We start from the raw sequence: 15,454 nt of genomic DNA, 5'->3' as shown, positions 1-15,454 counted from the left end.
CGCCTCACAGGTAACTGTAAAATAAGCCATCGAGCAGCCGGGTCCAGCCGCTCACCAGTACAAACAGCAGCATCTTCAGCGGCAATGACAGCGTCATCGGCGCCACCATCTGCATACCCAGCGCCAGCAGGACGTTGGAGACGATCAGATCGATAACGATAAACGGGATATAGATTAAAAAACCGATCTTGAAGCCACCCTGCAGCTCTGATAGCACAAAGGCCGGGATCACCAGCAGCAGGTTATCTTTGCTGACGCTGTCCGACATTTCCCTGGGCCACATACGCACGCTGTTTTCCTGCAGGTGAACCAGAATGTCCGGGTCGGTGTTGCGGGTCATAAACGTTTGTAGCGGCGCAATGCCGTTACTGATGCTGCTCTTCAGGCTATCAATGCTGGACAGATCGGGCTGCTGCTGTTGAAACTGCTGTTGCATCTGGTTAAACACGGGAGCCATCACAAACAGCGTTACCGCCAGCGCGATACCGTAGAGCGCCATATTTGGCGGAACCTGCTGTACGCCGATGGCGTTGCGGGTGATTAACAGCACCATAGAAATTTTCAAAAAGCAGGTGCAGACGATCATCAGCATCGGGATCAATGACAATGCCCCGAGGAACAGGGCGAAGGTCATCGGATCGAAACGATCGGGACTCATGACGCCTCCTGGGCCGACGTCAGCAGCAGCCGTGTGAGTTGCAGACCCAGCCGACCTTCGACCTCTACCAGCTCGCCGTGGGCGACTGGCATATCGCCGTGGTACAGACCGGCCTCGCCGGGGGTGACGTTATCAAGCGTCAACACGCTGCCCACCTGCAACTGTTGTAGTTCGCCGAGCGTGAGCAGTGTCCGGCCGCAGCGGATTTCCAGCGTCAGGGGCAACGCGGTCAGCGCAACGCCGGTTTCGACAGCGGTCTGTTCCATCGGCATATTGTAGGGTAATGGCTCTTCAGCAGCGGTATTCAACGGGGTAGTCTCCAGAGCGTTGATCAAAAAATGGCGACAGGATTGCAAGACGCCGCTCAGACGCAGGCCAGCGAGGAGCAGGCTACCCTGGCCATCGGGGGTGAAGTCGTACAGTGGTGGGATCAGCAGATCGCCAATGGCCAGGGCTGCCAGTTGCGTCGGCAGTAACGTGATGCGCGCCAGCCGTAAAGGCCGGGCGATCGCCAGCGTGGCGGGCAGCGGAGCAACGGCGGTACGCCAGCCGGACTGGCATAGCCAGCGTCGCAGTTGCGCATGATCAAGATATAACCGGGCGTCGGCGTGGCGATCGCCCAGCGTCAGGTGTAAACGGGCGACCGCATCGGCGGCGGCAGGGGGCGTGCCAGGGCGCAGTTCGCCAAACAGGCGGGCCAGCTCCGGACTAATGTACTGATTAAATAGCGACCACTGCCAGCTATCCGTATCCAGGACGTTGGCTGGCGGCGGGCAGGGGCTGAGCGACAGCAGATTCAGTAGCGGTGTGGCCGCCGACAGCGAGAAGTCGCCCAGCTCGCAGCGCCAGTGGCTGATTTCCTGCGTTGGCTGCGGCGTACACGGCAGCAACCACAGTTCGCCGGACGTATCGCCCAGGGTAAACGGATAATGGTAACCGGCCGCCAGTTGATTTTGCGTTTGCGCCTGATCCCGGCTGAGAGTACGCAGACGTAACGGTAGCGTACTGCTCATACTGCGACCTCTTGCTCAATTGACAGGTGCACCGGGCCATCGAGTGCCTGGCGTAACAGTCGCTGGCACAGGCTGGCCTGCCGTTGCCAGCGACGGTAGGCGGCAGGGGAAAAGCGTAGCGAGACCTCCCAGCCAGTCGGCTGACGCGTCGCCAGGGTGACATCCACTTCGCCGGATTCCGGCAACAGAAACGTAAAAGCGCATGTCTCCCCCGCGCTGTCTGCGGCGCGACGGCATAATTCCTGCTGCAATGGTTGCCAGTCGGGGGAGGGCGGGGATTGCTGGAGCGGTTCTTCGTCGGGGATAAATACGCCGCCGACGGCAAAAAACAGTGCGCCCAGCACATCCGGCGCATTTTCGCGCGCATCCCACCGCCGCTGCGGCGGCGTTGAGGGGGGCTTGCTATGAGGCTGCGGCTCCGCGTCGGGCTGACGCGGGGAAACCGGCGGCCGGTTGGTGGCAGATCCTGCGGCGTTCATAGGGCCCCCTGTAAGTGCCCGGACAAATATTCCAGTTTTTCCAGCGCCTTTTGCTGTTCTCGCGCCGCGCTGGCCGCCTGCTCCAGTTGCTCCGTGGCGGCCTGGTGCAGTTGCCGGGCCTGCTGACACTGTTGTTGTTGCTGTTCCACGGCCTGTAAAGCCGCCTGTTCACTGGCAAGGAGGCGGTTCAGCGTCTCCAGTTGTTGATGCCGGTATTGGAAAGCGGCGCACTGTTGCTGATAGTGCTGTTGCTGCTGCAACAGCCGTTGTTGCTGGGCGCTCATATGCTGAAGGGTTTCCTCCAACTGTGTTTGCTGGTGACGCAACTGGCGCTGCGCGCGATTCAGGCGCTGACGGCGGATCGGCAGTAGCGTGGTTAGCGTTTGTTGCAGCGTCTGCCGATGCGGGTCGGGCTGCCGTTCGAATTCACTGTCATTCAGGGGCATGGCTGCTAACCTCCGCGAGTTGATATTGGATATGTTCAAAAGAATCGGGCGCGCGCATTGGCTGGCGCAGGAACTGGTTAATCAAATTGTTGGCGTTGACTGCGGCGTCGGTCAGCGGATCGTTGCCAGGCTGGTATTCTCCCAGCCGAATCAGCATTTCTACCTGCTGATACGCCGCCATCAGGCTGCGTAATTTTCCGGCCTGCATAATGTGCGCGCGTTCGACGACGTTGCTCATGGTGCGGCTAAGACTGGCGAGAATATCGATGGCGGGGTAGTGATTGCGTTCGGCCAGTCGGCGGCTGAGCACGATATGGCCATCGATCAGTGAGCGCACTTCGTCGGCGACCGGATCGTTCATCGAATCCTGTTCGATCAGCACCGAGTACAGTGCGGTGATTGCGCCCTGCTGGGTTTGCCCCGCGCGTTCAACCAGCCGGGGCAGCAGGGTATAGACTGAGGGCGGCAGGCCTCCGCGCCCCGGCGGTTCTCCCAGCGCCAGACCGATCTCACGCTGGGCGCGGGCGAAACGGGTCAGGGAATCGACGATCAGCAACACCTTTTTACCGTCTGCGCGAAACGCTTCGGCGATGGCGGTGGCGGTAAAAGCGGCGCGGGCGCGCTCCATGCTGCTGCGATCGGAAGTGGCACACAGTAGCACCGTCCGGCTGCGCAGCTTATCGTCCAGTTCATGATCGAGAAACTCGCGCAGTTCACGACCACGTTCACCAATCAGGCCAAACACAATGACATCGCAAGGGGTGTTACGCGCCAGCTCCGCCAGCAGCGTCGTTTTGCCGCAGCCAGCGCCGGCAAACACGCCGACACGTTGTCCGTTGCCGATGGTGAGCAGGCCGTCAATCGCCCGTAGGCCGGTGGGTAAGGGAGTATCTATACGCGGCCGCTCGGTGGGGGCCGGGGCGTCATTGAGCACCGGCACCGCCTGATGCTCACTGCCAGGTTCGGCAAATGCGCTGTGGCCACCCGGTTCCAGTGCGCGGCCAAAACCATCAAGCACACTCCCCAGTAATCGCTCGCTGATGCAAATACAGTGCGGTAAATACAGCGGTATGATTAGCGCGCCTTGCGAAATGCCATCCAGCGCACCCAGCGCCGACAGCAGGATTTTTTCCGGGCTAAACCCTACAATCTCCGCCAGTACGCCGTCGTCGCCGTCACTGCGCATAATGCGGCATAAATCCCCGATGCGAGCGCCGGGCAATGCGCACGCGATCAGAATACCGCTGATGCCGGTCACCCGGCCATAGATTGTCACCGGCGAATAGCGTTCCAGATGGCGTTGTTGCCGCTGCGCCCAGTGGTGCATACGCTGTTGCAAAGTATCCATTACCATTTCACCTTGATGTTTTCACGTCCGGCGAACTCGATGCTGTCATGGTTGATCGCCACCAGCCTTAGCCGATCCACTTCATCGCCGATAAAAATTCGTTGTCCGTCGGCGGTGACGATATTGGCGCGTGGGCCGGTGCTGATCTGCACAATATTGAATGGCAACCGATTGCTGACGGTGCTGGTACGGTTATGGATTTGCAGGGTGACGTTAAAGCGCTGATAAAGCGTGCGCAACATGCGATCCAGCCGCTGGCTGTCATCGTTGTCGAGTTTCCCGGAGAGGGTCAGGCTGTTGTTGCCGACGGACAGCGTCACGCTTTTTCCCAGACCCCGGTCGCTCAGCATGGAGGCGATAACCTGGCGCGCGTTGGCCTCGCTGGCCAGGCGTGGTTTTTCTGGCGGCAGCGGCGCTGAAGGAGAGGCAATACTGTCCTGCAACAGCCAACTGCCGAGCATCATGGTCAGCAGCAGGCCGAGCAGCAGATAGAGCACCTTAGCCCAGCCCGGCAGGCGACGTTTGCCCATCACGACTGACGGGGTGACTTCCAGCGGTTCACCGATCGCTGGTGTCGGCAGAGCCTTCTCTTCAGCCTCAACATGTTCCACGTCGGCCTCCTGTTCGCCTGGCCACGGCATTGAGGCGCTGACAATGCACAGCCAGATATGACCCAGAGCAAACGGTGTTCCGGGCTGCAAGTCGAGCGCTTCGCAGTGCTGTCCTTCGTTGTCGTTCAGCGTCCCTTCCAGCGCGAGCGCCTGCCAGCCTTGTTCGGTCTTACTTAGCTGACAATGGCGATCTTTCACACCGGGATCGTAAAGCGCCAGATCGGCATCCTGCGCGGCGCCAATGCACCATTGTTGTCCGCTCAAGGGCAGCGCCGCACCGCGATGCAGCCCGGTCAAAACGCGTAATTCGTACATGAGTCAATTTCCTGCGGTTCGGGCTGATATTGCTGGAGATCCAGCCGCCCCAGTACGTTAATGGCGACATTGCTGTTCAACTCGGCAAAGGAGAGTACCGGTACGGCGTGGAATTCGTCTTTCAGTAAGCTACGCAACGGACTGCGTAAATCCTGCGCCACCAGGATCACCGCTTTTGCATCGGCAAAGGGGGGAAAGGCCTGGCGCATCTGCGTCAGAAGATTGATGCCGTACTCCTGAGTCAGCGCAAAGAACGTTTCGCTCTGCGCCTGGCGCAATGAGTCGCGCAGCAGCTCTTCACTTTCCGGCGTCAGCAGCCAGACATGGAGTCCGTCCGGCTGCTGATACTGATGACAGATATGATCCTTCAGCGTGATGCGTACAAAGTCGGCCAGTGCGGAGCTGTCTCGTTCGTGCTGACCGTACTCGATCAGCGTTTCAGCGATGCTGCGCACCGAACGCAGCGGAATGCGTTCGGAGGCCAGCCGCTGCAGCACGGCGGCAAAGCGCGACAGCGGCATGATGCGCTGCAGTTCCTGCGCCAGTTCTGGCTGTTCGCTTTCCAGCCAGTTGAGGATTGATTTGCTTTCCTGCAGGCCAATAAACTGTGCGCCGCTTCGGTGGATTGCCTGCTCCATACGTAGCACGATTAGCTGTTCCGGGCTCCAGCTCGCCAGTTCCGGCTGTTGCAGCAAAGGGTGTTGGGGTGGCAGCCAGCACCAGTGCGTTTCATCACGCTCTGCCGGACCCGGCAGAACAGGAGGTTCAATGTCATGGTCGCCAAGGCTGCTTTTCCTTACCGCCAGATAGTCGACGCCAAACGTGGCGGTGACCTGTGGGATTTCGTAGACGCAGAAGCGGAATTCATCGCTGGCGAGCGCAGGCGAGTATTCAATATCGAATGACGGTAGGGTAAAGCCGAAGTGATAGACCAGACGGTTGCGCAAGCGACGGATATGCTGGATCAGCGAGGCGGCTGCGTCGCTGTTTTGATGCGCAAGGCTGAATTGCAGCAGGTAGGCGCGGGTCGGGTTGAAACGACGCAGATCCTGATAGCCATTCTGTTCCGGCGGCAGTTGTTCCGCTTGTCGTTCACTGTCCTGCAACTGGCCCTGCTTTTTAACGCGCCAGAGCTGAAGAAGGCCGCTACCAAGTGTGATAACGCTGATGATGATAAACACCGCTGTCGGCATACCGGGCAGCAGAGCGAATCCCACCATACCGACGGCGGATATGATCCATGCTTTGGGCTGGCTGGTGAGCTGTTCGGCGATTTCGCGGCCAATGTTGGCATCCACCTGCTGGCCGTCGGCGGAGACACGAGTGATGATCATGCCGGCCGTTAACGAGATCAGCAGCGCCGGGATCTGCGCGATCAGGCCATCGCCGATGGTTAGCACCGAATAAATATGCATGGCGGCGCTGGCCTCCATGTCATGTTGCAGAACGCCGATGGCGAAACCACCGATCATATTGATAAAGACGATTACCAGCCCGGCGATGGCATCCCCCTTCACGAACTTCATCGCCCCGTCCATTGCGCCGAACAACTGGCTCTCCTTAGCCAGATTTTCCCGCCGTTGTCGCGCCTGATGGGTTTCGATCAGGCCGGCTCGCAGATCGCTGTCGATTGACATCTGCTTGCCCGGCATGGCGTCGAGGGTGAAGCGGGCGGCCACTTCAGCCACACGTTCCGAACCTTTGGTGATTACCAGGAAGTTGACCACGGTGAGGATCAAAAAGATGACCAGCCCGACGGCCAGATTACCGCCGACGACAAAGTTGCCGAAGGCCTCAACGATATGTCCGGCATCCTGTTGTAGCAGAATCTGTCGGGTGGTGGAGATCGACAGCGCCAGTCGGAACATGGTAGTCAGCAGCAGCACCGACGGAAAGGTTGAAAAGGCCAACGGTTTCGGCAAATACATCGCCAGTACGATCAATAACGATGAAATACAGATATTGAGCGCAATCAACACATCGATCAGCCCGGTGGGCAGCGGAATGATCATCATAAAGACGATCGACATTACGATGACGGCCCCTACCACCTCCGAGCGCTGCATGGCGCTGAGGGCGATACGATTCAGCCAGGAGAACAGCGCAGCCATTTATCGGGCGGTCCGTGGTGGTGTCAGCGAGGCACGCGGTTCCTGTCCGGAATAGTCGCCGATAATGGAACGCAGCAGGTTCAGGGCCATCTGCCGATTCTTGGTTTTGTCATCGCGCCACAATCCCTGCGGCAGGTGATAAACCAGCGGCACCAGCCCGCTGAGAAACAGCACCTGATGCTGGGGCTCAGAACCGGCGGTATCGTGGGCGAGATTTTGCAGATCGCGTAAATAGGTGCCGTTACCGCTCAGGTTCAACAGGCGGCGGGTCAGATCCAGTGCGCTGATATTAACGGTCGGCAGTTTGCCAGACAGCCGTTCAAGCAGTTGTTTGCTGGCGCTCAGAGTCTGACTAATGTTGCCAGCATCCTGCAGGCTGTTGCGAATCGTTTGCAGGGCGCGCCTGGGAATAGATGAATTGCGTGCGGCGATATCATCGGCCAGCGCGCGCTGCAGCGTGCGTAACCCCTGGGTAATATGCGCACTACCAAACTGGCCCAGCATAGCGTCCAGCATGGCGTTGCCCGATTGCAGATGCACAATAGTCCGGTAATAAAGCTGGCGCATTGCCTGCTTCTGTCCGGGATCGGTACTGAAACTGGCGATCGCGCTGGCAGTATTCAGCCCGGCATGTACTTCCGCGCCCTTGGCCTGATGTAGCCGCTCAAGGCTGCTCAGCGCGTTGCCGGCCAGCGCGCTGTCCTGTGTCTGTTGCGCATGCTGCAGAGTATGGCGCAGCAGCACATCGCAGCGTGCTGGATCGTCCCCGGCGGCATGGAGCAGGTCGGCCAGATGTGGAGACGCGTTATTGAGCAGCAGCGTTTGCATCTGCCGGGTTTGTGTTTCCAGTCGCGCATGCTGGGGGTGCTCCAGCAGTTGCAGCAGCTCATTGAGTTTTTCAATACGCTCGACCTGCTGCTGTGCGTGATGATCTGGCTGGGCGGTCACCCGGCGCTGGTTGAGCGATTTACTCTTGCGTTCCACCTGCTCGGCAAAAGTCATAGAAACTTCTTCCATTGAGTCTTCAAGCGGTGAAGCGGGCATATGTCTGGAGGCGGCGCCGACAGCAGCGGGCGTCAGGCTGAGCGGCGGCAATGTCTCTTCGTCAGCGGGCGTGCCGGACAAATGCGAGGACGGAATTGAGGGTATAACCGGGGTAATTTTCATCGTCGAAGAACCTTTATTCATACGCGCTGTTGTCACTGTGTGGCGTGGTAAGCGCAATGGTTCCCTGATGATTTGCTTTACCCCGCCAGCGGCGGGGAACGCTTTGCAGCTTATTGCAAATTCGCGTGTTTCGTCTGGCAATAATTTGCGCTGACATTAATGAAAAAATAAAATAACTAATTATTTATCAATTAGTTAACTTATTGTAACTGGCTGGCACCTCCTTTGCTATACGCCTGAATGCCGATGGGGCATTTATGTGTTGAGCAAAGAGGGAATCATGACAATAACGCAGTTGCAGACCACCGCATCTTCCGCAATGCCGGAAGCAATACACCGCAATGTCGATTGGGAACGCATTTTCCGTGAGCATGGGCGTCGGTTACACCATTTTATCCGCAAGCGTGTCAGTAACCGGGAGGATGCAGAAGATCTGGAGCAGATGACCTGGGTTGAAGTGTTGCGTAATCGTGACAAGTTTTCCGGCGCTTCGCGCCCAGAAACCTGGGTATTCGGCATTGCCCTGAATCTGGTTCGTAATCATTTTCGCCTGCAATCTGGCCGGCCTCGCTGCGATGAACTGGAGGAGGATATCGCGCTGACCGGCGACGACCCCAGCCATATTATTGAACATCAGCGTTTGTTGACGTCGACGCTGAGTTCTATTGCCTCCCTGCCAGAAGAGACGCGCCATCTGTTGCGTATTTTGATAGAGCAGGATGGCAGCTATCAGGCCATTGCGCTGCATTTGAACATTCCCATCGGTACGGTGCGCTCGCGTTTGTCTCGGGCCCGTGGAGCGTTAAAACAGTCGGTGTTTTAGCGCTCCACGACGCAATGTCTGTAAATTGCGGCGCCCCGGAGCAGGTTGGGGCGTCGGCAGAGATGCCACTGAGGAACATTCAGGAAATTATTTTGTTTTAAAAATTCTAATACATTGTTATGTAATAAAAACCATGGAGGACTACTTTTTTTCTTACTGTGGGAAGAGGGGATAGTCGGCCTGATTTTTATTTCCGGGAATAGGTCAGAACAGAGGATGGTTGGTATCAGGCAAGCAAAGGATGTTTACCGAGGAGAAGAAATGCATTTTTCCAGTCCACAGAATGCCGCCGATAGCGAACCGCTACGGCTGGTCGAATTTGCCTTGAGTAACATGAAAGATGCTGTCTATCTGATCGACTACGAGACGCGTTTCTTTTATGTCAACAATGAGGCTTGCCGCATGTTGGACTACAGTAACGAAGAATTTCTCACCATGTGCGTGTCGGATATCGATCCCGACTGGAGCAAGGAAAATATCAATGCGCACTGGAACCGCCTTATCAAGGAAAAACTGAGCGGTTCTTCATCGTTTGAAACGCAACATAAAAGTAAGTATGGCCTGATGATCCCGGTTGATGTCAGCTCAAACCCGTTTGTCTATAAAGGGGAAAACTACAGTATGTGTGTGGTCAGAGATCTGAGAGAACGCCAGTCTCTGGAACAGCTTGCTTACGCCCGTGAACAGGAATTTCAGGCGTTAGCAGGAAATTCTCCGGATGTTGTGGTGCGTTTTAATATCCGACTGCAGTGTCTGTATGCGAACCAGGCTGCCTTACGCCACCTGAACGTCTCTGCGGAACAATTGCGTGGACGACGGTTGCGGGATTTGCTGGGGAATCTGACCTGTGTGAGTTACGTGGAGCAACGGGTAAGTGAGGTGATTGCCCATCTGCGTGAGGCTGAAGGCGAACTGGTCGAGTCGGACAATCTCTCTTCACAGGGAATCATTATTCACCATCTCCGTTGTGTGCCGGAGTTTGACCGCTATGGCGCGCTGGTTTCGGTACTGACAATAGGCCGTGATATTACCGCCATTCGGTATGCGGAAAAAAAACTGGAAGATTCCCATATGCGCTTGCGGCTGCTGGCGCGTCAACGGGAGGCGTCACGCGAAGCAGAGAGAAAGCGAATTGCGCGTGAGGTGCATGATGAACTGGGGCAGCATCTGACGTCTCTGCGGATGGGCATTTCATTGTTGCGATTGCAATTTAGCAAGGATAACCCGCTATTGCATGAACGCGTCCTGAACCTGATGAGTCTGGCTGACAAAACCATACAGGTGGTACGTAATGTCGCGACCCGCCTGCGCCCCAATGTACTGGATATGGGGCTGAGTACCGCGCTGGAATGGCTGCGCGATGAGTTTACCAGCCGTCATCCCGATTGTTGCTGCCAGCTGATAACGCCTGTGAATGAGATTCTTCTGGATGATGAACAGTCCACGGCGGCGTTTCGTGTCGTGCAGGAATCATTAACCAATGTCACACGACATGCTGATGCCACGGAGGTCATCATCACTCTTCAGCGTCGTCCTGGGGTGGTGGTACTAAGTGTGAAAGACAATGGCAAGGGTTTTGATAGTCGACAGCGTAGCGACAATGCGTTTGGTCTGATGGGGATGCGCGAGCGCGGTCGCATGCTGGGCGGGAGCGTAGAAATAGAAAGTAAACCGACTATTGGCACCTGTGTGTCACTAACCATTCCATTGGAAAATATTGAGGAGAATAAATAAACACATGGAAAAGAATATTCGCCTGATGATTGCAGACGATCATGTGATTATGCGTGAAGGCTTAAAGCAGATTTTTTCGCTGGATGAGCGGTTGGTTGTTGTGGCGGAGGCGGGCAATGGTGCCCAGGTCATGGAAGGTCTTCGGGTGGAAGATATCGATCTGCTGTTGCTGGACATGTGTATGCCGGGGGTCAGTGGCGAAGATCTGATCATGCGTATCAGGCTGCAGTACCCCAAACTACCGATTCTGATTCTTACCATGTTCAGTGAACCACAGATTGCGAGACGGGCGCTGAAGTGCGGCGCGCTGGGCTATATTACTAAAGACAATGAGCCTGAGGCGTTGCTGGCGGCGATTCATCGTGTTGCTCAGGGGCAACGTTTTATTGACCATGCGCTGGCAGAGAAAATTGTATTTTCCGAATGCGGCACTGATGGCGAATTGTTGCATGAGCGACTCAGCGCAAGGGAAATGCAAATTATGCTGATGCTGGCGCGTGGCGATGGCATCAACAACATTGCGCAGGCGCTGGCCATCAGCAACAAAACCGTGAGCACCCATAAATCCCGTTTAATGGAAAAAATGATGTTCTCCACGAATGCCGATATCGTGAAATACGCCATCGGCCACCAACTGATAACCTAAGAATATTCTTATATCTGAAGGCAGCTGACCGGCTGCCTTGCACCTTTCCTTACCGCAATCTGTTAATTCTTTTGATACAAGAAGTGGATATATAAACGGTTTTGATGTAACCGCTTACAATTCACGCGTTTGTTGTAAGCCTTTCCTTACCCCTCACCCCCTGCTTTTCCTGACTGAATATTCAGCAGATGACGATAGTTTATTCATATAAATATGTGTATTTGTTAGAAAAAATGGAGATAAACGGGAGTTTTATTGAATAAGTGTAACCAATTGTGTCTTTTGGCGCAGCAATAACATTGCCGTGTATAGCAAATAGCAGCTTCATAATAACAGACAGTAAGAGGGGGGTTTTATGATTGCTGGGGAAAATAATATCAAGCTATATCAATACAGTAATACGATTTCGACGGCCAATATGGCATCTGTGTGCCTGGATTTCCACGACACATTGGTGGATATGATCAATACCGTCGCACCCTTAAATATCGATTTGGTTCTGGAAGGTGAAACGGGCACAGGCAAAGACACGCTGGCGCGACGCATTCATCAGCTTTCTGGATGCCAGGGGAAGCTGGTAGCGGTTAACTGTGCGGCGATCCCGGAAACGCTGGCTGAAAGCGAGTTATTCGGCATTAATCGTGGCGCGTATACCGGGGCGAGTGAGTCGCGCGCTGGCTATGTGGAAGAAGCACATAAAGGCATACTGTTCCTGGATGAAATTGACAGTATGCCTTTAACATTACAGGCAAAAATGCTGCGTGTGCTGGAAAATCGTGGGGTGAAACGACTGGGTAGCACCCGCTTTACGCCGGTAGATATGCGCGTGATTGTGGCAACGCAAACGCCATTGTTGACACTGGTTGAACGCGGTAGCTTCAGGCGAGATCTCTATTTTCGCCTGAATACCATCAGCCTTCAGCTTCAGCCCTTACGCGCCCGGCTGGAGATGATCATCCCGCTATTCCACTATTTTACCCAGCAAGCCACGTTGCGTTTACAGCGTACCGCGCCCGAACTTACCCAGGAACACTGTGAATGTCTGCTGAGCTACAATTGGCCGGGAAATATTCGCGAACTCAAGACCGCAGCCGAACGTTTTGCGTTAGGTCTGCCACCGTTAAGCATTCCTTTTCGTTGCGAACAAGAGCCGTCGCAGTTAAAGGAGCGAATGCGACGTATTGAAAATATCCTGATCCACGACTGTCTGAGACGCCATGGACACAAAATTGATAACGCGGCACGGGAGCTGGGCATTCCCGCTCGTACGCTGTATCACCGCATAAAAGTGTTGAGCAAAGGCGAGAGCGCCGTTTGTTAGTGCAATAAAAAAGTTGCTGTAGCCGGGAACCGGGGCGGAGAGCCAGCCACTTAATCTACGAACATTATGTGATGTTCAGAAAACACAACCTCAACCACTGGAGAGATAACTATGAGCGGTTTTATGTCAAGTCTTTCAGGCGCGAGCCAAACTGCGTCCAAAACCCTGGAATCAGCAATGGGGGATGCATTGACGATGTCTGCCGGTGCGCAGGCAGATAAAATAAAGCTGGACACGCAGAACTCCATCCTCGATGGAAAAATGGATTCAGCTTCCAAAGCGCTGAACTCCGGCCACAACGCGGCGAAAGCGATTCAGTTCTAAGTGATGACCGGGCGTGCGGCCGTTCGGCGCCCGGATTTTACCTTGCTGTAAGGGGCAATCATGAAAATCAATGCTGCAAATGCTCCCTCGCTGACCAGTATGGACATTACTGATACCGGAAGTATCGCATCCAGCAGCGGTGATGCGGTCTGGTTCAGCGCCGCGCTGCGTTCCCAGACCAGAACGGCCAGTATCGACAATCAGTCATGGATTGACAAATTATCCAGCCTGTCCGCTGCGGGCAGCAGCCAGTCAAACCAGGCGGACAGAGCCCTGGTGAAAGCATCGCGTAGCCTCGATCCGCAAAGCGTTATGGACGCCAACCGCACGCTATCCTCGTATTATCTGGAAAGTCTGCTCAACGCCAAACTGGTGGCGAAAGGCGTACAAAGTCTGGAAAAACTCACTAACTTGCAGTAGCCCACTATGGATAAATTATCGTTAAAGGCGCTGTTGGCATTGATCATCATGCTACTCGCTGGCTGTAATGATCAGATAGAGCTCAATCATGGCCTGTCGGAAAACGATGCCAATGAAGTGTCGGCGGAGCTGGGACGCTATCATATCCAAACGGAAAAACGTTATGACAAAGAAGGGATCACCGTACTGATTGATGCTCCGAACCTGAATCGGGCCGTACATATTCTCGATGCGGCGGGTTTGCCACGCCCGGCCCGCACCAATCTGGGAGAAGTGTTTCAGAAGAACGGTGTGATCTCAACGCCGCTGGAGGAGCGGGCGCGCTACATTTATGCCCTCTCCCAGGAAGTAGAATCCACGCTGAGCCAGATAGACGGGGTTATCGTCGCTCGGGTCCATGTTGTACTGCCTGAACGGGTTGCGCCCGGGGAGCCGGTCCAACCTGCCAGCGCGGCGGTCTTTATCAAATATCGCCCCGATCTGGATCCGGACGCCATTGAACCGCGTATTCGCCGCATGGTGGCCAGTAGCCTGCCTGGGCTGGCAGGTCGTTCAGACAAGGATCTGGCGATTGTGTTCGTTCCGGCGGAAAGCTACCAGGACAAACCGACGATGGTTAATTTCGGCCCCTGGGTGGTGACACAGCAGCGCGCGCAGCAGTTGAACTGGTGGTGCGGGCTAATCGGTTTGCTGATTCTGCTGGTGGTGGGCGGCGCGATAAGTTGGATGTACTGGCAGCGCTATCATCGTCAGGCAGTACCCGTGGCGGAGCAGAAGAGTGAATGAGTTAACGGCCGACGCGCAGGTGGATTTGGCGCTAAGCTGGCTTCGCTGGTGGTGTATCGACTGCTGGTTGACGGCGGAGCCCGCCTGGCGGCAGGCCGACTTCTACCAGCTTGACGAGGCGACATTACGACAACTGGCGCGTACGCATCATCAGCAGTTATGCGCCCGGCTTCAGTTACCCGCGTCGATCGCGGCGGTTGACGATACCCTGTTGCAACTGATGCAGTTGTCATCTCCTTTGCGGTTACGGGTATTACGGTTGGTGGCGGAAGTGTGCTGGCGTGACAGCAGCAGACACACTCTGACGGCAGATCAGCAACGCTGGTGCCGACGTATCGCTCAGGCGATGCGTCCGGGATTATGGCTAACGCCGCCACCGGGAATACCAACGGGTGATGGCGCAATCGACGGGTTATGGCTGTTAAACCTGCGCTGTGGGCCATTATGTTGGCCGCGCGTCCGGCTACATTTCTCTCCTGACCGGGTCCAGGCAGTGGAGCGGCTACCCCCGCTGAGTGATTTTCCCTCACGCTTGCTGCCTCTTTGGCAAGCGGCGATCTGGCAGGCTGCGCAGGAGCCGTTATGTTGACGCAAAAACGTATTACGTTACTCAATGGCGACACCGATCTGGCGCCGATCATAACCAGGGCGCAGTTACGGCTACAGCAACAAGGGCAGACGCTTCTGGTGCAGGCGCAGCAGCAGGCTCAGGCGTTACTGATGACGGCTGAACAGGAGCGCGAACAGCAGCGGGAGGCGGTACGTCAACAGGTCGAACGGGATTTCTGGCAGCAGGCAGATGCGATGCTGCATGCTTTGCAACAACAGTATCAGCAACTGGAAAGTCAGGCATTGGTAGTAATGGAGGTGGTGGTCTCTCAGGCGATCGGCCAGTTGCTGGAGCAGGTTCCGGAGCATGCGCGCATGACGGCGCTGTTACGCCAATTATTACGGGCGCAAACCGTTGACGCACAGGGGGAACTGTATTGTCACCCCGATCAGAGACAGGTGGTTGCTGACTGGTTAGCCAGTCAGCCGCATTTGTGCTGGCGATTACAGACGGATAACGCGCTGCCGATCGACAAACTAAAGCTCACCACTACTCAGGGCGAATTGCATCTTGACTGGCGGCAGGCGGTGCAACGGCTGTTGCCAGTCTGTGGCGATGAAACCGCCGATCCACCGACGTAAAATTCCACTCGCGGCGGAACTGTGTCCGGCTGATAACCACTTACTTCATAGTATTCCATTC

General features: G+C 55.8%; 17 protein-coding genes. 9 read left to right on the top strand and 8 right to left on the bottom strand.

Annotated elements, in window-relative coordinates; genetic code table 11:
* Positions 1-4: 4 nt before the first annotated feature.
* The 8 genes from sctR to sctW are packed head-to-tail and all read right to left on the bottom strand — an operon-like array spanning position 5 to position 8,169.
* A complete protein-coding gene (gene sctR, locus ABK821_RS05175; RefSeq protein ID WP_308562934.1) occupies positions 5-658 on the bottom strand; it encodes a type III secretion system export apparatus subunit SctR in 654 nt (217 codons plus the stop codon).
* Positions 655-1,671: a FliM/FliN family flagellar motor switch protein gene (locus tag ABK821_RS05170; protein WP_138362315.1), complete on the bottom strand. Its 1,017-nt coding sequence runs from the start codon at positions 1,669-1,671 to the stop codon at positions 655-657. Before ABK821_RS05170 ends, sctR begins: the two co-directional genes overlap by 4 nt.
* Positions 1,668-2,150: a type III secretion system HrpP C-terminal domain-containing protein gene (locus tag ABK821_RS05165; RefSeq protein ID WP_138362314.1), complete on the bottom strand. Its 483-nt coding sequence runs from the start codon at positions 2,148-2,150 to the stop codon at positions 1,668-1,670. The genes ABK821_RS05170 and ABK821_RS05165 overlap by 4 nt, the downstream gene beginning before the upstream one ends.
* Positions 2,147-2,596 carry a type III secretion system protein gene (locus ABK821_RS05160; protein ID WP_343178729.1) on the bottom strand — a complete coding sequence of 150 codons (450 nt, stop codon included), beginning with the start codon at positions 2,594-2,596 and terminating at the stop codon, positions 2,147-2,149. The genes ABK821_RS05165 and ABK821_RS05160 overlap by 4 nt, the downstream gene beginning before the upstream one ends.
* The gene (gene sctN / locus ABK821_RS05155; protein WP_395033833.1) at positions 2,583-3,944 is read right to left on the bottom strand and encodes a type III secretion system ATPase SctN; all 1,362 of its coding nucleotides are present in this window, start codon (positions 3,942-3,944) and stop codon (positions 2,583-2,585) included. Before sctN ends, ABK821_RS05160 begins: the two co-directional genes overlap by 14 nt.
* Complete coding sequence (gene sctD / locus ABK821_RS05150; protein WP_308562926.1) at positions 3,944-4,870, bottom strand: type III secretion system inner membrane ring subunit SctD; 927 nt, start codon at positions 4,868-4,870, stop codon at positions 3,944-3,946. The genes sctN and sctD overlap by 1 nt, the downstream gene beginning before the upstream one ends.
* A complete protein-coding gene (sctV, locus tag ABK821_RS05145; RefSeq protein ID WP_308562923.1) occupies positions 4,849-6,981 on the bottom strand; it encodes a type III secretion system export apparatus subunit SctV in 2,133 nt (710 codons plus the stop codon). The genes sctD and sctV overlap by 22 nt, the downstream gene beginning before the upstream one ends.
* Positions 6,982-8,169 (bottom strand): type III secretion system gatekeeper subunit SctW, encoded by a 1,188-nt coding sequence (sctW, locus tag ABK821_RS05140; RefSeq protein ID WP_343178730.1) that lies wholly within the window; start codon positions 8,167-8,169, stop codon positions 6,982-6,984.
* A gap of 259 nt (positions 8,170-8,428) precedes the next feature.
* Between sctW and ABK821_RS05135 the strand changes: the two genes are divergently transcribed.
* The 9 genes from ABK821_RS05135 to sctL all read left to right on the top strand — a co-directional run bounded on the left by ABK821_RS05135 (position 8,429) and on the right by sctL (position 15,393).
* Positions 8,429-8,971 (top strand): RNA polymerase sigma factor, encoded by a 543-nt coding sequence (locus tag ABK821_RS05135; protein WP_138362309.1) that lies wholly within the window; start codon positions 8,429-8,431, stop codon positions 8,969-8,971.
* Between the two features lie 261 nt (positions 8,972-9,232).
* On the top strand, positions 9,233-10,705 hold the full coding sequence (locus ABK821_RS05130; protein ID WP_343178731.1) for a PAS domain S-box protein: 1,473 nt from the start codon (positions 9,233-9,235) through the stop codon (positions 10,703-10,705).
* Between the two features lie 4 nt (positions 10,706-10,709).
* A complete protein-coding gene (locus ABK821_RS05125; RefSeq protein WP_138362307.1) occupies positions 10,710-11,351 on the top strand; it encodes a response regulator transcription factor in 642 nt (213 codons plus the stop codon).
* Between the two features lie 418 nt (positions 11,352-11,769).
* On the top strand, positions 11,770-12,672 hold the full coding sequence (locus tag ABK821_RS05120; protein WP_241675649.1) for a sigma 54-interacting transcriptional regulator: 903 nt from the start codon (positions 11,770-11,772) through the stop codon (positions 12,670-12,672).
* A gap of 111 nt (positions 12,673-12,783) precedes the next feature.
* A complete protein-coding gene (locus ABK821_RS05115) occupies positions 12,784-12,996 on the top strand; it encodes a hypothetical protein (protein ID WP_138362305.1) in 213 nt (70 codons plus the stop codon).
* 60 nt (positions 12,997-13,056) lie between these two features.
* Complete coding sequence (locus ABK821_RS05110; RefSeq protein WP_343178732.1) at positions 13,057-13,416, top strand: EscI/YscI/HrpB family type III secretion system inner rod protein; 360 nt, start codon at positions 13,057-13,059, stop codon at positions 13,414-13,416.
* A gap of 6 nt (positions 13,417-13,422) precedes the next feature.
* Complete coding sequence (gene sctJ, locus ABK821_RS05105; RefSeq protein ID WP_138362303.1) at positions 13,423-14,202, top strand: type III secretion system inner membrane ring lipoprotein SctJ; 780 nt, start codon at positions 13,423-13,425, stop codon at positions 14,200-14,202.
* Positions 14,195-14,791 carry a type III secretion system protein gene (locus tag ABK821_RS05100; RefSeq protein ID WP_171034915.1) on the top strand — a complete coding sequence of 199 codons (597 nt, stop codon included), beginning with the start codon at positions 14,195-14,197 and terminating at the stop codon, positions 14,789-14,791. Before sctJ ends, ABK821_RS05100 begins: the two co-directional genes overlap by 8 nt.
* Positions 14,785-15,393, top strand: a complete 609-nt coding sequence (sctL, locus tag ABK821_RS05095) for a type III secretion system stator protein SctL (protein ID WP_138362302.1) — start codon at positions 14,785-14,787, stop codon at positions 15,391-15,393. Before ABK821_RS05100 ends, sctL begins: the two co-directional genes overlap by 7 nt.
* Positions 15,394-15,454 lie beyond the last annotated feature (61 nt).

The organism is Klebsiella sp. KE9456 (genome assembly GCF_043832615.1).
GTDB lineage: Bacteria > Pseudomonadota > Gammaproteobacteria > Enterobacterales > Enterobacteriaceae > Klebsiella > Klebsiella indica.
Note: the sequence above shows the minus strand (reverse complement) of the source record. Positions and strands in the feature narration are given on the sequence as shown.

Coding starts and splice junctions, on each gene's coding strand:
- ABK821_RS05160 (WP_343178729.1), bottom strand. CDS start 2,596: ATGCCCCTGAATGACAGTGAATTCGAACGGCAGCCCGACCCGCATCGG.
- sctN (WP_395033833.1), bottom strand. CDS start 3,944: ATGGATACTTTGCAACAGCGTATGCACCACTGGGCGCAGCGGCAACAA.
- ABK821_RS05135 (WP_138362309.1), top strand. CDS start 8,429: ATGACAATAACGCAGTTGCAGACCACCGCATCTTCCGCAATGCCGGAA.
- sctW (WP_343178730.1), bottom strand. CDS start 8,169: ATGAATAAAGGTTCTTCGACGATGAAAATTACCCCGGTTATACCCTCA.
- ABK821_RS05170 (WP_138362315.1), bottom strand. CDS start 1,671: ATGAGCAGTACGCTACCGTTACGTCTGCGTACTCTCAGCCGGGATCAG.
- ABK821_RS05120 (WP_241675649.1), top strand. CDS start 11,770: ATGGCATCTGTGTGCCTGGATTTCCACGACACATTGGTGGATATGATC.
- sctJ (WP_138362303.1), top strand. CDS start 13,423: ATGGATAAATTATCGTTAAAGGCGCTGTTGGCATTGATCATCATGCTA.
- sctV (WP_308562923.1), bottom strand. CDS start 6,981: ATGGCTGCGCTGTTCTCCTGGCTGAATCGTATCGCCCTCAGCGCCATG.
- ABK821_RS05125 (WP_138362307.1), top strand. CDS start 10,710: ATGGAAAAGAATATTCGCCTGATGATTGCAGACGATCATGTGATTATG.
- ABK821_RS05110 (WP_343178732.1), top strand. CDS start 13,057: ATGAAAATCAATGCTGCAAATGCTCCCTCGCTGACCAGTATGGACATT.
- ABK821_RS05115 (WP_138362305.1), top strand. CDS start 12,784: ATGAGCGGTTTTATGTCAAGTCTTTCAGGCGCGAGCCAAACTGCGTCC.
- sctL (WP_138362302.1), top strand. CDS start 14,785: ATGTTGACGCAAAAACGTATTACGTTACTCAATGGCGACACCGATCTG.
- ABK821_RS05165 (WP_138362314.1), bottom strand. CDS start 2,150: ATGAACGCCGCAGGATCTGCCACCAACCGGCCGCCGGTTTCCCCGCGT.
- sctD (WP_308562926.1), bottom strand. CDS start 4,870: ATGTACGAATTACGCGTTTTGACCGGGCTGCATCGCGGTGCGGCGCTG.
- sctR (WP_308562934.1), bottom strand. CDS start 658: ATGAGTCCCGATCGTTTCGATCCGATGACCTTCGCCCTGTTCCTCGGG.
- ABK821_RS05130 (WP_343178731.1), top strand. CDS start 9,233: ATGCATTTTTCCAGTCCACAGAATGCCGCCGATAGCGAACCGCTACGG.